A 17,668-nucleotide genomic window follows, 5' to 3' on the forward strand; every position below is an offset into this window, starting at 1 on the left:
TTTTATCATCCTAATTTATTGGTAAACAAAGTAAGTGAGTTTTCAAACATTCTGTTAAGTTCTTCTAAACGTGATATATCAATGGACAAAGTTTCCGTGTTAAACCATTGTTCTGATAGATACATTTTACGATTCATCTCAATCTGAATCCAGGGCAAAGGATTGTTTCCATAGGTTCTAGTGATGTGACCACCATGAAAAGGGTCATTGAGAAGAATTTCTTTCCTATCAATAGAATATCCTTCAGATATAGAATCAGCTAATGACTCCATCATTTCCTGAGATGCTGCTTGTCCATCATTGTTAGATATACAAAATAGCGGTCTCGGAGATTTACTTTTTGCTCGAGAAAAATATGGCGGAGTTGCAGCCATTGAATGACAGTCTATGCATAATTTCAAATCAAGTTCACTCATACTTTGTTGAATTGCACGGTGATATGGATGATAGTACATTTCTACAAGCATTGTTTTTAGCGAATCATCAGGTTCTTTGCCATTAGTGTAGATTGGTTTGTCGTAACAAGTTTTACTTTTTATTAAACCGTCAGGATTTTTTGGAGCCATATCATCTAAAGCACGATTAAGATCTACAAACGCTCGTGCAATAGTCGTTTTAATTACACGCTGAACTTTATCTCCTAAATCAAATAATTCAACCACAAAAGGATCAGAATCATCAAACAAGTCTTTGTTTGTAATGGATAAATGTCCATCAAGTTCTACTGGCTTTTTTGTTCCCCCATGTGGAATGGATAATAATATTGGTAATGTAGTCAATTCAATCCCTCTGCTGTTCCATCACGTCTAACTTCTGCAACTCCCTGAAATCCTTCTCCTGTTTGTTGTTTTAGAACTGCATGTATTGCACCTAAAAAGAAAGAATATCGTTCTTTAATGTCAATTTTGTATCCCATTTTTTTAAGATGTTTTATTATGTCCACTAAAGAATCATCTGCTTCTAAACTAATTTTTCCATCTACTGCACAATGAATTCGAGGTTTCTCCATGGCCTTGTCAATTGAATTATTGTGATCAATGACTCTAGAGATAAAATGACTTAGTGTTGAAAATATTCGTGCACTGCCTGGAGTTCCTAAAACCATCCACGGTTCATGATTGTAAAATATTATTGAAGGACATACAGAGGTCCAAGGAATAGAATTCGGGCGTAAATAGAACGGGTGGTTTGGATTTTCAAACTCAAATGCAGACATGTAATTGTTGTATAGAAATCCAAGTCCATCTGCAGCAGCTTTTGAGCCATAAACTAACTCAATTGATTGTGTGATTCCTGCAGCATTTCCATCCTTATCCATTACTGAAAGATGTGTAGTATCTTCAGTCTCAAGAGATTCTTTTATTGGGAGTTTTGGATCAATTGTGTCTCGAATAGATGTTACAAGCGTTTTTGCAAAATTTCTACTCAGATGAGTTTTATCATTTACTTGATGATATGTTTCAGGATTAAATCGTCGTTGTTCCCTATACAATAATGCCTTTCGATGAGTCTCAGATACAAAATGGTAAGACCTAGGAGTTCTAGCAAGAAATTTGGAGGGGAGATTGTTCAACATCATCAATACCAATAACATTGTAGAACCAGCTGCAGGTGGAGGAACAGTATAAACACGAATTCCTCTGTATCTTCTACTAATTACTTTTCTTTCAATTGGAATTGGAATAAATGCAAGATCTTCTTTTCTTAAAAATCCGCCGTTAAGTTTCATGTCTTTATCAATCAATGTTGAAATTATTCCAGTGTAAAATGAACGAAAACCATACGCTGCTAATTGTTCAAGAGTGTAAGCTAAATCATCTTGTACAAATAGATCACCAACATCATATGGCACTTCTCCATCTTTTAGAAAATATTTTGCCCCAGATTTTGATTTAACTTTGAAAAAATTTTCTAGATGTTTTTTTTGTTGTTCGTGTTGCAGTTTTGTTATTTTGTATCCTCGTTTTGCAATACGAATAGATGGTTTTACAATTGTAGACCAATCTAGTCTGCCATATTTCTCGTTGAGGTACCCTAGTGTTGCAACAGTACTTGGGACTGTAGTTGCTTTGTATCCGATGAATCTACGAGATTTTTTTTGAAAAAATGAAATATGTGCAAGCGATGGGGCTCTACTCGAACCATCAACTGCCAGAGTCTTTCCATCAACATGTATAATTGCCATTGATTGTCCACCTATTCCTGATGCCTGAGGCTCACATACTCCTAATGCCAGAGCAGAAGCACATGCAGCATCTACGGCATTTCCTCCTTTTCTAAGCATTTCAACTCCTGCTTTTGTTGCATCTGGAAATGCAGATGAGACCATTCCATTTTTTGCAACAGAACACTTTTTGTCTTTGGTTGGAGCAAATGATGATTCAATTTTTTCAATCTTCATGTCATTACTCTGAATTTCGAATTTTATTTTTCCACCGTAGATAATTTATGAATTAATAATGTCAAAAGAAGAGATCTGTCAATCAAACTATCTTTGACGATATACTCATTTGGAGAACGGTATTCTGCACCTAATGGACCTAACCCTTCTAAAGATGGAATTTCTGGAGGCACATGGCTAATATCTGAAGATATGTCTCTATGAACTGGATTTATTTTCTGTTCTAGTCTTGTTGCAATTTCTTCAACTATAGAATACAATTTTTTTGTGTTTGCAGACTCTGAATAAGGGTCTCTACGAACACCTTTTGATACTTCAAGGTCAAGTTTCATATCATTTTGTTTTTTCAATATTGATTTTATCTGTCGCTCTAGTTCATTTGCATCAGATTTGTTTGCAAATGTTGTGTAAAGTGAAATTGAAGCATGATCAGGGGAATTACCATAAGATGTTTGTCCATCAAGTGACATAATCCTAATGACGCTGTCTTTTTTGGAGTGTTTCTTAATTGCAATAATTTTTTTACATACAACAGGAATTAATTCAGATATAGTGGGACGTGAAGAATCTGAAATGTTTGCTATGTTAATTTTGAATTCATCTCGACCAGATGCAGAAGTAACAATTCCACCATCAATTTTTCCCCATTTTAATCCAATAACGTATTTGGCATTTTTAGAATATGACTCTATGAACGGTTTAGCATATTGTCCACCTAAAGAATCATCAGTGGTTAGCAATACTCCACAGTTAATTTTTCGTAATTTCTTGGAAAATCTTAATGCTTGTAGTGCAGAAAGCATTACAGCAATACCACCTTTACTTTCAGCAATTCCTGAGCCAAATAGTTTGGATTTTTCTTCTCTAAATTGTGCATATTCTCTTGAAGCATAAGGTGTATCCATATGAGCAATTAGAAGGACATCATTAGTTTCTCCTTCATGATTTGTGAAATATCGAATATTACCAATGTCAAATTGATTATGAATGTGCTCAGAAAATCCAAGATGTGTTAATCTTTTTGATAATAAATTACCTAGTCTGTTGACATTTTCAACATTTCTCACACTGGTGTTAATTGTGCACATTTCCTGGAGCGATGATATTGTTGTTCTAAGATGGCTACGAAGATAGCTTCTGGCTGCGACTCTTAGAGGTTGACTACGTACGTTTTCAGATGCATCCATTTGAGGTGCATGTGATGGAGATTCTCCAAAATATCTGATTGCTGCAACATCAAGTAGTTTGTTGATTAGAGATTCAAAAGTATAACCTGCTACAGTTGCAGCATGAACAAAAGAACCATGCAATCCCAGACTTGCCATAGAATTTAATTCTAAAATGTACATGTGTCCGTCTTTGTCCATTCTAAAATCAACTCTGCAAAAATCATTAATTCCAAGTTTTTTAAATGCCAAAATACACAAACGTTTCATTTCTTCTTCTTGTTCGTGGGTCAGTTTTGCTGGACAAATTTTGTCTAGAGGTTTTTTTAATTTATCAGCATTTGATTGAATTTTATCTGGATCTCCTTGTAAATCAATTTCCACAATTGGCAACACTTCAACACTGTTTGCATTACCGATTAATCCTACTGCAAACTCTCTTCCTGGAATGAATTGTTCAACTAGTGCATCTTGATGATATTTTTCAATTTCTTCTTTAACAGCTTGTCTCAAATCATCCCAATTATCTACAACTTTCATTCCCATTGATGTTGATTCGGATTTTGGTTTTACAATTACTGGAAAAATTAAATCATCAAACTGATCTTCATGACTTGAAAATACCCAAAACCCAGGAGTTGGAATGTTGTTTCTTTGTAAAACAAGTTTTGTCATTACCTTGTCTTGTACAATAGCATGAGCTTCAGGACCTGAACCAAGATATGGAACCCCAAGCATCTCAAGTAAAGCAGGAACATGCGTGTATCTGTTGTGCCCCTGCAACCCATATGCCATATTAAATACAAGCCCTGGTCTGTCACCATCCATGACTTTGGGCATAAAATCATGCATCTCATCAATGGCATGCATATTTGCCTCAATTAGCTTTACAGTATGGCTACCCTTTTCTAATGCTTTTGCAACTCGCTCAATTGCCTTTGATGAATAGTGCTCTTGTGTAGGAATATCTGAGATGTTGATAACATCAGATGGAGAAATTTTTTTTTTATTATACATTAAAGCTACTTTCAACACATCTAGAGTTTCAAACTAGTAGAAAAACTGATCTTATACAAAAAAAGTATTCAGACTGCTACTCATTTGAGTAAAAACTGTACACCTCTCCACTATAAGACATAGATTTTTTCTGAAGATTTAGCATGGCACAAACTAAAGCTCAAAAAAGTGCAGCTGCCAAAAAAGCAGCTAGGACTAGAAAGCGAAATGCAAAGTTAAAAGCAGAAGCAGCAGAAAAAGCAGCAGTTCTAAGAAAGCGTAGAGCAGCAGCAAGAAAAAGAGCAGCCGCAGCAGAAGCACCAAAAAGACGTAAAGTGAAGAAAACCACAAAACGCACTGCTGCAAAAAAAGCAGCTCCAAAGAGAAAGGCAGCTAAACGCAAAGCCGCTCCAAAAAGAAAGACTGCAGCTAGAAAAGCAGCTCCAAAAAGAAAGACTGCAACAAAGTCAAAAGGAAGAAGACGATAATTGTACATCAATCTCTTTCTAGAACTTTGCAGCTGTCATATCTCTAGAAAGGGACATTAACATGGAATCACTTTTCCATTTTTTCTTTTTTTAACTAAGGAAATGAAATATGATGAATGTGAAATGTAAAAACTGTGGAAAAGATTTTGAATATTTTGCAAGTGATTTTTGCTGTGAGAAATGTGCAGAAGAATACTTTATGCATGCCTAACAGATTGAAATATTGTATAACATTTGTCAATGAAAGTTTAGGTTTAAAATTAACTACTTTTTCTAAGAGACATAATCATGATAAAGGAATTCTTTGGATTTATCTGGGATTTAGTCTCAGGAAACTAATTTTTCTTTATTTTTATTTTAATTCAAAGAAGATATTCAGATTATACAGTATTTGCAAGAGATAAATCCCAAATTTTTTGCAATTTCAAGCGTATCAGGTGTAAAATATCGCCTTGTCTTCATTTCAATATTGTAAATATCACATTCTTTTTGCTTACATGCAAGATGATGAACAATTTTCAAATTCATATCTCCCAGGTAGCCTGCCATATCATCAGACTATTGTAGATATTGTTATCTCGTCAAACAATTTTTCAGCTATTTTGATAATTTTTTTATCATCGGCGTCAGGTTCTGCTGCAATCAACACTAAATTCTCTCCGATTGGAACACTAATGATTAACTGATTTGTTCTTCTTGAAGCAATATAATCAATTGGACCTAATGCATCATCAAGTTCCTGTCTCATGTTAAAATCAAGCTGCATCTGCATGTAGACCATTCTAATCTTATCATCTGAAAGCAACGGAGTAATTCCTTTCTTGAATCCACCTGCAACCAATCTTCCAAGACTGCTTATCACTCCAACATGTCTTACTTTGTCTTCTTTTGATAGTTCTTCACAAGCTTGATCTAGATTTTGTACATCTACAACAGATAAAATTCCCATTATATCACATCCTTAAAACTAATCATCATCTATGCTTCCTCCTTGGCCATACAATACATGCATTGTATAGGTATCAGTTACATCAGGATGATTTCTAAATTTATGTACTAATTGATCTATCTTATTTGTATCAGTTGATGAAATCTTTACAAAAATATCATACTTTCCCCAAACTCCATTAATTTCAGTAATCTCTGAGACCTCTTTGAATTCTGAAATTATTTTCATTTCATTTCCTGAATTGCATGACAAAAGAACATATGCTTGCATGTTTTATGTTCTCTCCATCACAAATAAACATCTCTTAAACAACTAACTGATGCTCCATATTTTCAAATGCCCAATTAATTATGATACTTTTTTTATGAGACCATCGATAATGCGAAGACATGTGTTTTTGATTTGCAGACGGTTCAGGATATGTGCAAAACACACATGAAAATGTTGTATCTGTAAGATGTTTAATTATATCTTCTCTATGATTAGATAGATGAGTCAACCAACCTGTTCTATCAGATATGATTGATTTTGTATTTATGCAATAAGGACATTTTGCAGAAACTGTCATCATTGTACTTTCTCCTTTTTTTGCAATATCCAGAGATTCTCATTAATCGTATGGCATTTACAATCAGGAGATTTTCCCTTACAGTTTTTCTGATGTAGTTTTGCATCACATTTGTTGCAATTAGGATCTCTCCAAGATGCATTATTGCCACAGTTTCCACAAATCAATTACTTTTTTCCTCAAAAAATCTGTGACACAACATACACTCACGCCTATTCTTCAATCCAGGCATCCTAACTGATGCAAAATGAGTACAGTTATCTTGATTGATCAGAGTCAAAATGTCCACACCATCCCCTGGTATTCTATCCAGTTCTTAGAGCAATCTTGACAGTGTCCAATGGTATCTGATTGAGACCAAAAAAGAAAACTATCCAGAGATTCACAATATGGGCATTCTACATAGACAAAGCTATTATCATGATGGTAACTAAGATTATGGTTTTTTCTAGAATTTTGGTTTTTACGCAAAACTTTGGTTTGTGATGAAGTTTGTTTCATACCATATCAAATGTATTCGTGAATATAATCAAGGAATTTTTTGAGTAAAATTCAGAACTGAATAACTAGTTGATTTCATTCAGAACCAAGTCAAAAAGAAACCACCTTAATTTACAATAATTATTTGTTAAAAAAATGAACAAAACTCCCATAAAATCTACCCAAGAACAAAGATTTGAAAACACATGTAAGTACTGTTTTAAAAAATTCTCTAATCGTGCAAGTAACTATTGTTCTTTAGAATGTGCATGTACTGCTTTAGGTGCATAAAAAATGGATTTTAATAGATGTTTGTGTTGTGGAAGAAGAACTATTGAAAGAGATATTACATATTGTTCATATCAATGTGAGCTTATTGCATCAGTTACAAAAAAGAAGTTTTACAACAAAAAAGATCTAAGATGATTTTAAAAAATAAATCATTCATACAGTTTAAATTTATAAGAATAAAGTATCATTTGCCGTCACAAGGTTTGTAGGCAAAACCTAGTTGGTGAAATACCATACGGAAAGAAAAACCTTCAGAGATTATGAAAAAAAAGTTCTTGCAGGATAACAATATAGGAAGGGAATTAAATTAAAAATCAACCAAATGGGATTAGGAAGTTGTAAAAATATTTGTAATAAATTTCAAATGTCATCTAAAAAATTAGCTTATAATTTAGGTGGATGTCATTGTAGAAATTGTGATTACTATTACAAAGAAAAATTTAGCAAATGTCCATGCTGTAATAGTAAGGTACGTTATTCAACTAGATCAAACAAAAATAAAAAAGAGTCAGAAATAGTTCGCATATAGAAATATTGCAAAAAACATAGTAGAATTAATCTTCGTAAAATTTTGTAGGTTTTCCAAATCTTTTACTACAAATATCACATGGGTCTTCCAAGTGACATTCTGGAAGATAGCATGTCATTGTATCCTCAACATTGAACAATTGATGTTTTTTGAAATTTTATCAACAACACTTTGATGAATCTCAATAGTGTTGATTTCTTTTGAGGGACTCATAACTACCAAGTCAACATCACTATTGTTTGCATAGTCTATGATATGTTGGTGAGGATCATCATCTATTTTTTTGAGTTTAGTTGTTACATTTGCACCATATTTTTTTGCAATGTTTCTAAATTTTGAGGTCTTGTTTTCAGCAGAATTTACATCCTTTGCGGCATCAACCTTGTCTTGTTTTGTCTTAAAGAAGACAAATTTTGGGAGTTTTTTTTCTACACATTGCAACACAGTAATTTTTCCTCCTAAATTACCTGCAATTTTTGATGCAGCCTTTATTGAGTCAAGTCCTTTCTTAGAACCATCATATGGCACTAGAATGTGCTTAAAATTAGTCATAAATTATGTTATTTTGCAATACTAATTACTTCTCATAAGCTAATCAGCTTAATATCAAGAGTTTAGCTAATGATTTCTTTTAGGATCTAAAAACAATAAGATACTGTAAACAAAAATTATTTCCCACATTAGAATAATGAATATAAAAAAACCTAAAATCAAAATTGGACACAACTTACGTGTACCTAAAAGAAAGAAAACTAAATTGAATCCACTAAGAGTCAGAAAAAAGAATCTATCCAAACTTCATGGAACTGTAAAAACTAGAAAAAAATTGCAAAAAACAAACAAGAAAAAATCACATAACAAAAAAAATTCACTAATAATAGAAAAAATAAAAATGCAAAAACAAATTCAGCAAAAAGATTCTGAGGAGTTAAAAAAGAATATTAAAAAACTACAGACTTTGATTATTTCTTTTTCAGGACTAGAGCAATTATCAGAAAAATCAATCAAAAATATTCAAGAAAGACGTCAAAAAATTTGTGCAGAAAATCAAGATATTGTAAAAAGAATTAGCATTACTGCAAAGAAACTATCAGAATATGAATCAAAGTACAAAAACACTAGTTAGATTTTGTTCTCATTGTCTTTGATTTTTTCCAGATATAATCAAAGTAATCAATACACCATTCATGAAATGCTGAATCTTTACTGTAAAACATATGTTTAAGATCAGTTTCATTTGTTGTAGATGGAAATATCACAGCTGATTCTTTTTCATTAAGTAATACAATCGTACTGACTGTTTTGGTAGTTTTTCGTTGAATCTTTCCCTTTTGGACCAGTTTGTAATAGCCAGTTTTTTTGAGGATTTCTTCTCTATTTTCAGGCTCTATTAGATTATTAGATACGATATGCCTGTATTCCACACCATTCTGGATTCTAGATACAAGGGGTTTGATCATTCCAGGTGGGGATTCAGATACAATATCTGCTATGTAGCTATCAGCATTTTTGTAAATTGATGTCCATTTTTCAAGTACTTTGGTAACTCCTCGAATATGCTCAGATGTACCCAACACGCCTAATCTCTTTGTAAATTTTGATGGAATTAGTTGCAGATTATGATTTTCAAAAAATTTCTCATTTTTTGTAAGAAATTTTACAAGAGACATTTGAGATAGCATGATTTTTCCCTGAGTAGTGATTTCGTATTTGTCATTCATTCCTTTTTTTGTAAAATTGGACTTTGATAATCTGTCAAGATTTCTATGGACTTCTTGAGCAGTAACATCAAGTTTTGTTGCAAGTTGGGTAACACCAAAAGATTTGATGGACAAGTTATGAAGTATTTTTAATCGTTGTTCACTTGCAAGCTCTAAAAAATAACCTGCTGTATTTTCAAAATCATCAGTCAATAAACGAGTTTCATATTGTATACTATTTAGTTATGTTGATAAACATTTTATAAAAATTAGCACTAGAATGATTTTTTTCAAGCATTAAATAGAATCAAAGATTGATGAACAATATGAAAATTAAAAAAATTTTGATTCCATATGATGCAACTCCAAGCAGCAAAAAAGCTGTAAAGAAAGTATTTCCACTAATTGAAAAACACAATTCTAAAATTATATTTTTGTCATGCATACATGATAAAGCAACATTTGGGTTTTTTAAAACAAAATCAGACAAAAAAGAAATCGAGCAGGAAAGAAAAAAGATTCAAAAATATCACGAAGAACTGAAAAAAGAAGCAGACGGGTTTGACATTCCATCTAGTTCCAAAATTATCAAAAGTGACCTTGAATCACGCTCAATTATAGAATATTCAAAAGAACAAAATGTAGACCTGATAGTAATGAGCAAATCAAAGTTAGGAACTCATGCTGAAAAAATGTATTACAACAGTACAGTTGATGCCGTATTCAAAAATGCACCATGTCCACTTCTATACATCCCATAAGAAATTTGTTTTTTAATTGAATTTTAGTTGTTTGAGGGTTTATCGAATTACCTAAAAAAGAAAAAAGAATTATTCAATTCTTTATTTTGTTGGGTTTGTAAGTACTAGTGAGTAACTTACAGTGAATGGCTCAGTGTTCATTGTGTGAAGGGCTAATGCATTTCCAGAAAATGTTACTGAATTTGCTGCTTTTGAATCTACTAAAACCAATGCATAGAATGTTTCACCATCTGCAGACCACGAAGGGACACCTCTAAGTTCAGCTTGAGACATGGGGCCAATCAAGGTTACAATCTGAACAGGTTCAGATGCATCATATGTTAGATGTCCAGAATACGCTTTATCTCTGGGGGCCAACAATAATGCAAGTTGATGGTTTTCATGTCCAATACCAGGATCTTGTTTAGAAGTCACGGTACCCTTGTATACTTTTTCGCTATCTGTTGAATGTTCAGTGTATGTTACAGAATAGCTTACAGTGAATGGCTCAGAATTCTTTGTATGTACTGCTATAGCATTACCTGAAAACTGCCAAACACCTGCAGAATTATTTTTATCCACAAATGTTAAACCAAACTTTGTATTTCCATCCATAGTCCAAATTGCTTGTCCTTTAGCCATACCTGCTTTTAGTGGACCATGCAACGCTACAAGCTGAATATTTTCAGATGCAGTATAAGTCAAATGTCCACGATATGTTTTTTCACTAGGTGGCAAAATGATTGCAAGTTGATGTCCTTCATGTCCTTGTCCAGGATCTTGTACAGAAGTTAATACACCTGTAACTGTCTTTGGAACTTTTTGAGACATTGTTGTTTTTGCAGCCTCCATTGTTTCAGATTTTTTGTCTTTATTTGGATGGTCTTTAGCTTTTTCTGCAGATTCTGTTTTCTTTTCAGATTTTACTTGTTCCTTTTTCTTTTTTTCCTCAGATTTTTTTTCTTCTGGAATTTCAGAACATAGCCTATCACCACAGACTTTTTCAGAATTAATGTTACTTGCAGATGTTCCTTTACTCTTTAAAGCATCAACAGATTGTACCAATCCTATAGGGCCTGCAATGGTTCCTGTCAATAAAACAGCAACTACAAAAATTGCAAGAATAGTTGTTTTTGTCATTAATTAGTAATACATTATGAAGTTATAAACGTGGATCAGAATTATTCTTTTAATTTACTTTCTTTGAATACATCTGAGCCATACCAACAATATCTAAAATAATCAAGACACCACTCGTGAAACATTGCATCATCAGAGTAAAACATTGCACTGATATCAGATTCACCATCAAGTGTTGGAAACATAACACAAGCCTCCTTTTCATTAAGAACTATAACTGTCTGAACATTTTTTTCCATCTTTCTTTCAATTAGACCTTTTTCCATGAGTTTATCAAATCCCAATTTCTTTAGCAATGCCTTTCTTCCTTTGGGAACAACTGCAGACTCTGAAAAGATATAATTGAATTTCACTCCTTTTTTGATTCGTTTTACTACAGGTTCGATTAAGTCCAATGGAACCTCAGATAAAATCTCATAGATGTATTCATCAGAATTTTTGTAGATATTCTTCCATTGCTCAAGTACTTTTGATACTCCTTTGACGTATGTACTATTGGCTAATTGACCACAACGCATTTGGAATTTGTGTGGAACCTCACCAAAGTGATGTTTTTCAAAATATTTTCTGTTTTGGGAGATAAACACAACAGACGGAACCTGTGTACAAATTGTTCTGCCAAATGTAGTCAATGTATAATTTCCATCAACTTTTTTTTCAATCAAACCACTGTCTTCTAATCTTGTAAAGTTTCTATGAACCTCTTGTTTTGTTGCACCAATATCTTTTGCTAGTTTTGTTGGAGTGGTAGATTTTTCTAGTAACTTGAATATGATTTGAAGTCTTTGAGGACTGGCCAAATCAAGTACATAGTTTGCAGTATCATCAAAAAGATCAGTCATTGCTACCATTCCTCAATATTGAATAAAAATGATTACAGAAAATTACTCGATTACTTTGATTAGTTCTTTGAGTTTTCTTCTTGACTTTGGAGGTTTCTTCTTGTCAGGATATCCAATACAGAGAATAGATGATGGTCTCAAGTCAGTTCCCAGAATCTTTTTTACTTTTTCTTCATCAAACATGCCTATCCAAATAGTACTAAGACCCACCCCTGATGCTGCAAGCAATGAAAAAGATGCAGCGATAGTTGCATCTTGTAGTGAGAATTTCTCCAAAATATCTGGAGGGAATTTTAGGTTCACTCTGGCAGGATCTGTACAAAATACTAAAACAACAGGTGCATTGACATATGGCTGCTTGTTTGCAGCCTCTACTAGTGCTTCTTTGGTCTTTTTATTTTTTATCAGAAATACCTGAAATCCTTGAAAGTTACCAGCAGTTGGTGCAACATCAGCAGCTGATAAAATTTTGTCAATCTTCCAATCCTCGACTTTGGTTTTATCAAATTTTCTAGTAGAACGTCTAGTTGCAAAGACTCGAAACAAGTCAGTAGGAGATAGATCTTGCCTAATCTTTTCAGGCTCTGATGACAAAATTGCCTGGATAAGAGATTGTTTTGGTTTTTGTGGCATATCTCTTTGTTCTTTGGAATCATCTCGAATCCAAACAGAAGGATAGAACTCTTTGCTTCCAATGTAAACATACTGAGGGTCATGGGGAATTTTTGCAAATTCCAATACTTGTTCTTGAATTGTGGTGGTTTTTGCTTCAAGCAATCTATGATTAGAAAGACTAAACTGAATAACATCAGAATTTATTCGAATAAAGCTTGTTTGGTCTTCTAGTTCTACTTCACCAGTTTTGTCTTGTTTTAGTAACTCAACGAGTTTGTCTAGTTCTTCTTTGTTTAATATTACAACATCAGTGTCATCCTCATCAATTCCCTGCCAAACCAATCTACAACCATCCTTTGAAGTGTAAGATGGTTCTATTGTTTGGAATTTCATATTTTTAGTCATATCAATTATTATAAAAAAGAAGTTGTGTTGCTAGCTGATTAAACCGCTAGCAACAAAGTAGGCACCAGCACCCATTCCCATTACTGCACCGATTGCCATGCAGATGAGGTCAAACTTTACGACCTTCCTAAATGGAGCGTGAACCATTTTATCCCAGTTTGAGATTTGTTGTGTTTTCATGATAATAATTAGGACTGGTAGAACATAGAGTCTGGTAAAACTTAGAGATTACCAGTAAGCTGATTAGCTGACTATGGTATATCTTCATTCATAGTGTAATCATATCATGAAATTACAGACTAAACAAAAATCGAAACTTGCATTGCCACGTTACAAAAAATCGTACTATGGGTTCTATGCTTTGGCAACAATTACAGTAGTGATACTCTCACTAGGGTTATAGGAGAATGGTAAATTGAGAATAGATAGTTGTAGAAAATGTGGTATTTTTTTGGAGATAAAACAAAAGTGTTCTATTTGTCAAAAGCCACTAAAATTTAGTTGCCGAAAATGTAATTCTGAGTCAGAAGAACAGATTCATTCCATATGCAGATTAGTTGATATGAATTACAGACCAATATTCCCAGAGGCAGCATGATGTCACGGAATACTGGACCATATCCATTATGCATTGGAAAATGTAAAGAGTTTCAGGCACAAAGACCAAAAGTTGGAAAAAGATATCAACTAGGACAAAAGTTATGTCAAGAATGTAATGAATGGGTATTTTTTGATGGATCTATGTGTCCTTGTTGTCACAATCGTTTGAGAACTAGACCCAGATGCAAAAAATACAAGACAGAAGTTGCAAGAATTTAGAATTTGTTTTAAGATTACTCCAAAGCATCATTAAAAATTTCAGATGTGTCATCTATTGTACTTTCACATTCACCTTTACTTTTCATTGCAATATGATCTGCATTTAGTGCACACATGTTTCCATACGTCTTTTCATTTACACCACATACAGGAGCATATTCCAACGTACATGCTACAACTGGAGGCTCCAAATGCCAACCACGCTCTACAAATTTGTCAACAGAAGAAGTCTTTACACATGCAGGAGTAATATCATGTTTGAAAAGTAATCTAAAATCATCGGCACATACTACATCATTTGCGGCAATTCCAGCATTGCCCTGATGTAATGGTCTAAGATATGGTTGTTTTACGCCATCCATGATACAGACTTTGCCAGGATAGATTCCAGGGCCGCATCTATCATTTAGAACACATATTTCTCCAAGGGAAACAAATCCTGGAGCACATACTCCATTGTATGGAATGTGTTTTGCATATGATTTTTGGTCCAAGATTTCAATTAATTCATAGTTTTTACTTGATGCATCTGCAGGAGGGTTTTCAACGTCAGTAACTTTTACTAAAATTTTGTATGACTTTCCTTCAGCATAATCAAACCCATTAATTGAATCATAAAAGTTCTGCCAGCTAGAATCAGGATCCTCACGAATTTGCATGCATTTCATAGGTCCCACTCCAACACAATCAACTAGATTAGAGTCAACATAGAAAATTTTTTCCTCAGATGGCAATTCCAATCCAAGTTCGACCCTAACTTGGTTTCGTAATTCATTAAGTTCTTCCACTGGAATCTGTAGACTGACCATCTTTCTGATTTGATTCATCAAGACTAATCCTTCTTGATCATGTGTTAATTGCTGTCCTGTTTCTTCAAATGCATAATATGCTTTCATAATTTCTAGACGTTGATTTGTATCATCGTCATCAGGATTATTCATCCAGTTTTCAACCATGACTTTGAGTTCTTGTTGAGTAATTGAGAAATTTACATCAGAGGTTGTTTCTTGGGCAAAAGATTCAGACATTACAAAATATCCCAAAACAAGAATTGGGATTATCATCCAAATTAATTTCATAGTATGTGTTAGAGAATGCACCTTATAGGGTTTGATGAAAATCAAATTTTACCAAATTTTTAGGATCAAGTATTAATAGAATTTTGCAGTAGATAAAAAAATGGATTATGAAGACATATGCAAAGATATTCTAAATTTTGACTCCAAAGTTAGATTCTGTGGAATTACAAATGCAAAGAGTGAACTAATTGCAAGTATTTCAAAGAATCCTGAAGAAAAATTCCTAAGCAAAGACGAGATGATGATGTCAATTCATTATACCTTAGATAGATCTGAAAAACACACAAACCTATCTTATAAGATAGGCGATGAAAAATCTGCAGTAATTGAATATGACAAAGTTACAATGATTACAATTCCCCTTGAAAAAAAGGAACTCTTGCTAATCAGTACAGAACCAGATGCAGAATATTACAAAATCATTACAAAAGCAAGAGAATTACTGTAAAGAATTTTGTCAATTTATATTTAGAGTGAGAATTAACTACTTTTTCTAATAACAATAACATGGTAAAAGAATTCTTTGAATTCATCTGGGATTTAATTTCAGGTAATTAGTTTTTTACAGGAATGATTTTTCAGATTTTTTGAAGTTATTTTATTGTCCTACTTCTTTTGCGCAATTTGGTGAACATGTGGAATAATCAGTTAAACTTTCGTATTCTCTTCCACAGTGAATGCATTTTCTAAAAGACATGTATTGATTACCTATTCATACTATTAAAAGAGGGTCAGATTTGGCACGAACAGCCTTTATTTTTGAGAATTTTGATTTGAACTGCTATTGTATCAACATATTTGGTCTGCTTTGCTTTTCCAGTAGCTTTTCTTTTATCAAGAGGACTATGATGAGTATATCCTCGTTTAGTCATTTCTGCAACTAATTTTTCGTGTCGAAGATACATTGCTTTGAGTGTACCTTTCCATCGCAAAGTCTCAGGGTGCATAGAATATCCTTTCTTGTTTTCAGTGATAACAACCCACATGGCATGAAGTTCTCGATGCTCACCTAACAGATGATTACGACATAGTTTTGATGGAGAGATATCCCAAATTCGCATTTTACCTATCTAAAAAATTAGGATATTTCAATTTTGAAGTAATAAAAAACATAGTGCTAACAAAATAATTTAATTTACTAATATTCAGAATCAGTGTTTGTGGTTTTTGATACAACTATCACAAAACTCATCTCCACATTTATCGCATGCAATTAACTGACCAGGTCGATATCCTGTAAAGCAACTATCACAGCTAGTTCCATTCATGATAAAAACAGATTTTGCAAATTATTTAAAGATCAATGAAAATAAAATAATCATTATTTTGAAATTATTGCTGAGTTAAATACAATGAAGATTGTATTACTGTATGACAATTGGAATTTACTTTGGCTCACAAACTGGTAAAACTGAAATGGTGTGTGCCAAAATAAAAAGTGAATTGGGAGATTCAGTTACAGACCCCAAAGATGTTTCTGAACTTGGAGGAGATCCAAGTCAATTCTCAGAAATGGATGGTCTCATTTGTGCCATTCCTACATGGAATACTGGCGAGGAAGAAAATAGATCAGGTACTGCATGGGATGAACTATTAGAAAAAATTGGAGAGTTAGACCTAAAGGGCAAACCCGTTGCAATATGTGGCTTGGGAGATGCTGCAGGTTATGCTGATAATTTTGTTGATGCAATGGAGGAATTACACAGGTATTTTGAAAAGGCAGGTGCAAAAATGGTAGGATATGTAAGCACAGACGGTTACACGTTTACAGGTTCAAAGAGTATAATTGATGGAAAATTTTGCGGATTACCAGTTGATGAAGACAGTGAATCAGAGCATACAGATGAAAGAGTCACAAAATGGTGTTCTCAACTTAAATCTGAAATGGGATTGTAAAAATAATTTAGTTTTTTTCAATTAATTATTATTGATTTACAAGATTGGTTATTTTTCCTATCAAAGTACACCACATTGTATGGGGGAATCAGGTGGAATGTATTATAACAAATGAGAGACGGGTGGCATTGTGATTGATTATTACAAATATCTAAGATGTCCTGAATGTGTAGAAAATGGATTGTACTGTAAGCCTCACAAGATTGAAGTAGAAAAATTACTTGCAGAAGAGAAATCAAAACTAGTTAAAACATAAGAGATGTATTTTTAATGCCTAATCAACTAAGGTTTTGCTCAAAAAATTTTAGAGTCTTGTTTATGTTACCAATACAATTTTTTTAACATATAAGGTTCACCAATAGTTTCTATGTAGATTCTAAAGAATTGGAATGAAGATACAAAAAAAATGTCCGAAATGAAAAGTTTGAATCTCTAAAAGATTGAACCAATTATGGATTTGAATTGTTTTTTGACAATCTATCCAGACACATAAAATTAACAATGTTAATCGAAAATTATATGCCTTATTCACGTATTTTATACATGACAAAATACTCAATAGCA

23 protein-coding genes are annotated in these 17,668 nt (G+C 33.1%); 9 read left to right on the top strand and 14 right to left on the bottom strand.

Features of this window, described 5'->3' with window-relative positions; translation table 11 throughout:
* Window positions 1-5: 5 nt before the first annotated feature.
* The 3 genes from ACQY2P_RS05395 to ACQY2P_RS05405 are packed head-to-tail and all read right to left on the bottom strand — an operon-like array spanning window position 6 to window position 4,584.
* Window positions 6-779, bottom strand: a complete 774-nt coding sequence (locus ACQY2P_RS05395) for an N-formylglutamate amidohydrolase (protein WP_428325665.1) — start codon at window positions 777-779, stop codon at window positions 6-8.
* Window positions 776-2,401: a gamma-glutamyltransferase family protein gene (locus ACQY2P_RS05400; RefSeq protein ID WP_428325666.1), complete on the bottom strand. Its 1,626-nt coding sequence runs from the start codon at window positions 2,399-2,401 to the stop codon at window positions 776-778. Before ACQY2P_RS05400 ends, ACQY2P_RS05395 begins: the two co-directional genes overlap by 4 nt.
* Before the next feature lie 23 nt (window positions 2,402-2,424).
* A complete protein-coding gene (locus ACQY2P_RS05405; RefSeq protein WP_428325667.1) occupies window positions 2,425-4,584 on the bottom strand; it encodes a M20/M25/M40 family metallo-hydrolase in 2,160 nt (719 codons plus the stop codon).
* A gap of 143 nt (window positions 4,585-4,727) precedes the next feature.
* Here ACQY2P_RS05405 and ACQY2P_RS05410 point away from each other — a divergent pair, with 143 nt between their 5' ends.
* On the top strand, window positions 4,728-5,051 hold the full coding sequence (locus tag ACQY2P_RS05410) for a hypothetical protein (RefSeq protein WP_428325668.1): 324 nt from the start codon (window positions 4,728-4,730) through the stop codon (window positions 5,049-5,051).
* 553 nt (window positions 5,052-5,604) lie between these two features.
* Here the strand turns inward: ACQY2P_RS05410 and ACQY2P_RS05415 are convergent.
* From ACQY2P_RS05415 to ACQY2P_RS05425, 3 genes are read right to left on the bottom strand one after another with little or no spacing between them, the layout of a single operon-like run.
* A complete protein-coding gene (locus tag ACQY2P_RS05415) occupies window positions 5,605-6,000 on the bottom strand; it encodes a DUF6659 family protein (protein WP_428325669.1) in 396 nt (131 codons plus the stop codon).
* A gap of 18 nt (window positions 6,001-6,018) precedes the next feature.
* On the bottom strand, window positions 6,019-6,270 hold the full coding sequence (locus ACQY2P_RS05420; RefSeq protein ID WP_428325670.1) for an Lrp/AsnC ligand binding domain-containing protein: 252 nt from the start codon (window positions 6,268-6,270) through the stop codon (window positions 6,019-6,021).
* Between the two features lie 34 nt (window positions 6,271-6,304).
* Window positions 6,305-6,571 carry a hypothetical protein gene (locus ACQY2P_RS05425; protein WP_428325671.1) on the bottom strand — a complete coding sequence of 89 codons (267 nt, stop codon included), beginning with the start codon at window positions 6,569-6,571 and terminating at the stop codon, window positions 6,305-6,307.
* Between the two features lie 633 nt (window positions 6,572-7,204).
* On the opposite strand from ACQY2P_RS05425, the gene ACQY2P_RS05430 reads away from it, so the two are divergent.
* Window positions 7,205-7,339 (top strand): hypothetical protein, encoded by a 135-nt coding sequence (locus ACQY2P_RS05430; protein ID WP_428325672.1) that lies wholly within the window; start codon window positions 7,205-7,207, stop codon window positions 7,337-7,339.
* A gap of 3 nt (window positions 7,340-7,342) precedes the next feature.
* The gene (locus ACQY2P_RS05435; RefSeq protein WP_428323982.1) at window positions 7,343-7,474 is read left to right on the top strand and encodes a hypothetical protein; all 132 of its coding nucleotides are present in this window, start codon (window positions 7,343-7,345) and stop codon (window positions 7,472-7,474) included.
* A gap of 508 nt (window positions 7,475-7,982) precedes the next feature.
* Here ACQY2P_RS05435 and ACQY2P_RS05440 read toward each other — a convergent pair.
* Complete coding sequence (locus tag ACQY2P_RS05440; protein ID WP_428325673.1) at window positions 7,983-8,420, bottom strand: universal stress protein; 438 nt, start codon at window positions 8,418-8,420, stop codon at window positions 7,983-7,985.
* A 136-nt stretch (window positions 8,421-8,556) separates the two neighbouring features.
* Between ACQY2P_RS05440 and ACQY2P_RS05445 the strand changes: the two genes are divergently transcribed.
* Entirely contained in the window at window positions 8,557-8,994 is a 438-nt protein-coding gene (locus ACQY2P_RS05445) for a hypothetical protein (protein WP_428325674.1), read from the top strand.
* Here the strand turns inward: ACQY2P_RS05445 and ACQY2P_RS05450 are convergent.
* Window positions 8,987-9,781, bottom strand: coding sequence for a helix-turn-helix transcriptional regulator (locus ACQY2P_RS05450; protein WP_428325675.1), 795 nt, complete (start codon window positions 9,779-9,781; stop codon window positions 8,987-8,989). The genes ACQY2P_RS05445 and ACQY2P_RS05450 overlap by 8 nt on opposite strands.
* A gap of 113 nt (window positions 9,782-9,894) precedes the next feature.
* On the opposite strand from ACQY2P_RS05450, the gene ACQY2P_RS05455 reads away from it, so the two are divergent.
* A complete protein-coding gene (locus ACQY2P_RS05455) occupies window positions 9,895-10,329 on the top strand; it encodes a universal stress protein (protein ID WP_428325676.1) in 435 nt (144 codons plus the stop codon).
* Window positions 10,330-10,410: 81 nt separating this feature from the next.
* Here the strand turns inward: ACQY2P_RS05455 and ACQY2P_RS05460 are convergent, their stop codons facing one another.
* The 4 genes from ACQY2P_RS05460 to ACQY2P_RS05475 are packed head-to-tail and all read right to left on the bottom strand — an operon-like array spanning window position 10,411 to window position 13,490.
* Entirely contained in the window at window positions 10,411-11,448 is a 1,038-nt protein-coding gene (locus tag ACQY2P_RS05460) for a hypothetical protein (RefSeq protein WP_428325677.1), read from the bottom strand.
* Window positions 11,449-11,489: 41 nt separating this feature from the next.
* Entirely contained in the window at window positions 11,490-12,290 is an 801-nt protein-coding gene (locus ACQY2P_RS05465) for a helix-turn-helix transcriptional regulator (protein ID WP_428325678.1), read from the bottom strand.
* A gap of 42 nt (window positions 12,291-12,332) precedes the next feature.
* Complete coding sequence (locus tag ACQY2P_RS05470) at window positions 12,333-13,298, bottom strand: nitroreductase family protein (RefSeq protein ID WP_428325679.1); 966 nt, start codon at window positions 13,296-13,298, stop codon at window positions 12,333-12,335.
* Between the two features lie 42 nt (window positions 13,299-13,340).
* Window positions 13,341-13,490, bottom strand: a complete 150-nt coding sequence (locus ACQY2P_RS05475) for a hypothetical protein (protein WP_428323975.1) — start codon at window positions 13,488-13,490, stop codon at window positions 13,341-13,343.
* A gap of 414 nt (window positions 13,491-13,904) precedes the next feature.
* Here ACQY2P_RS05475 and ACQY2P_RS05480 point away from each other — a divergent pair, with 414 nt between their 5' ends.
* Window positions 13,905-14,129, top strand: coding sequence for a hypothetical protein (locus ACQY2P_RS05480; RefSeq protein WP_428325680.1), 225 nt, complete (start codon window positions 13,905-13,907; stop codon window positions 14,127-14,129).
* Window positions 14,130-14,143: 14 nt separating this feature from the next.
* Here ACQY2P_RS05480 and ACQY2P_RS05485 read toward each other — a convergent pair whose 3' ends face one another.
* Window positions 14,144-15,208: a DUF4377 domain-containing protein gene (locus tag ACQY2P_RS05485; protein ID WP_428325681.1), complete on the bottom strand. Its 1,065-nt coding sequence runs from the start codon at window positions 15,206-15,208 to the stop codon at window positions 14,144-14,146.
* A 100-nt stretch (window positions 15,209-15,308) separates the two neighbouring features.
* Here ACQY2P_RS05485 and ACQY2P_RS05490 point away from each other — a divergent pair, with 100 nt between their 5' ends.
* Window positions 15,309-15,656, top strand: a complete 348-nt coding sequence (locus tag ACQY2P_RS05490; RefSeq protein WP_428325682.1) for a DUF6659 family protein — start codon at window positions 15,309-15,311, stop codon at window positions 15,654-15,656.
* A 283-nt stretch (window positions 15,657-15,939) separates the two neighbouring features.
* On the opposite strand, the gene ACQY2P_RS05495 is transcribed toward ACQY2P_RS05490, so the two are convergent.
* Window positions 15,940-16,269 (bottom strand): pyrimidine dimer DNA glycosylase/endonuclease V, encoded by a 330-nt coding sequence (locus ACQY2P_RS05495; RefSeq protein WP_428325683.1) that lies wholly within the window; start codon window positions 16,267-16,269, stop codon window positions 15,940-15,942.
* 310 nt (window positions 16,270-16,579) lie between these two features.
* Here ACQY2P_RS05495 and fldA point away from each other — a divergent pair, with 310 nt between their 5' ends.
* Together fldA and ACQY2P_RS05505 are read left to right on the top strand one after the other, a co-directional pair.
* Window positions 16,580-17,104 (top strand): flavodoxin FldA, encoded by a 525-nt coding sequence (fldA, locus tag ACQY2P_RS05500; RefSeq protein ID WP_428325684.1) that lies wholly within the window; start codon window positions 16,580-16,582, stop codon window positions 17,102-17,104.
* 130 nt (window positions 17,105-17,234) lie between these two features.
* The gene (locus tag ACQY2P_RS05505) at window positions 17,235-17,360 is read left to right on the top strand and encodes a hypothetical protein (RefSeq protein WP_428325685.1); all 126 of its coding nucleotides are present in this window, start codon (window positions 17,235-17,237) and stop codon (window positions 17,358-17,360) included.
* Window positions 17,361-17,668 lie beyond the last annotated feature (308 nt).

It is taken from the genome of Candidatus Nitrosopumilus sp. (genome assembly GCF_965262695.1).
Classification (GTDB): domain Archaea; phylum Thermoproteota; class Nitrososphaeria; order Nitrososphaerales; family Nitrosopumilaceae; genus Nitrosopumilus.

Coding starts and splice junctions, on each gene's coding strand:
- ACQY2P_RS05400 (WP_428325666.1), bottom strand. CDS start 2,401: ATGAAGATTGAAAAAATTGAATCATCATTTGCTCCAACCAAAGACAAA.
- ACQY2P_RS05405 (WP_428325667.1), bottom strand. CDS start 4,584: ATGTATAATAAAAAAAAAATTTCTCCATCTGATGTTATCAACATCTCA.
- ACQY2P_RS05410 (WP_428325668.1), top strand. CDS start 4,728: ATGGCACAAACTAAAGCTCAAAAAAGTGCAGCTGCCAAAAAAGCAGCT.
- ACQY2P_RS05415 (WP_428325669.1), bottom strand. CDS start 6,000: ATGGGAATTTTATCTGTTGTAGATGTACAAAATCTAGATCAAGCTTGT.
- ACQY2P_RS05420 (WP_428325670.1), bottom strand. CDS start 6,270: ATGCAAGCATATGTTCTTTTGTCATGCAATTCAGGAAATGAAATGAAA.
- ACQY2P_RS05425 (WP_428325671.1), bottom strand. CDS start 6,571: ATGATGACAGTTTCTGCAAAATGTCCTTATTGCATAAATACAAAATCA.
- ACQY2P_RS05430 (WP_428325672.1), top strand. CDS start 7,205: ATGAACAAAACTCCCATAAAATCTACCCAAGAACAAAGATTTGAAAAC.
- ACQY2P_RS05435 (WP_428323982.1), top strand. CDS start 7,343: ATGGATTTTAATAGATGTTTGTGTTGTGGAAGAAGAACTATTGAAAGA.
- ACQY2P_RS05440 (WP_428325673.1), bottom strand. CDS start 8,420: ATGACTAATTTTAAGCACATTCTAGTGCCATATGATGGTTCTAAGAAA.
- ACQY2P_RS05445 (WP_428325674.1), top strand. CDS start 8,557: ATGAATATAAAAAAACCTAAAATCAAAATTGGACACAACTTACGTGTA.
- ACQY2P_RS05455 (WP_428325676.1), top strand. CDS start 9,895: ATGAAAATTAAAAAAATTTTGATTCCATATGATGCAACTCCAAGCAGC.
- ACQY2P_RS05460 (WP_428325677.1), bottom strand. CDS start 11,448: ATGACAAAAACAACTATTCTTGCAATTTTTGTAGTTGCTGTTTTATTG.
- ACQY2P_RS05465 (WP_428325678.1), bottom strand. CDS start 12,290: ATGACTGATCTTTTTGATGATACTGCAAACTATGTACTTGATTTGGCC.
- ACQY2P_RS05470 (WP_428325679.1), bottom strand. CDS start 13,298: ATGAAATTCCAAACAATAGAACCATCTTACACTTCAAAGGATGGTTGT.
- ACQY2P_RS05475 (WP_428323975.1), bottom strand. CDS start 13,490: ATGAAAACACAACAAATCTCAAACTGGGATAAAATGGTTCACGCTCCA.
- ACQY2P_RS05480 (WP_428325680.1), top strand. CDS start 13,905: ATGATGTCACGGAATACTGGACCATATCCATTATGCATTGGAAAATGT.
- ACQY2P_RS05485 (WP_428325681.1), bottom strand. CDS start 15,208: ATGAAATTAATTTGGATGATAATCCCAATTCTTGTTTTGGGATATTTT.
- ACQY2P_RS05490 (WP_428325682.1), top strand. CDS start 15,309: ATGGATTATGAAGACATATGCAAAGATATTCTAAATTTTGACTCCAAA.
- ACQY2P_RS05495 (WP_428325683.1), bottom strand. CDS start 16,269: ATGCGAATTTGGGATATCTCTCCATCAAAACTATGTCGTAATCATCTG.
- fldA (WP_428325684.1), top strand. CDS start 16,580: ATGACAATTGGAATTTACTTTGGCTCACAAACTGGTAAAACTGAAATG.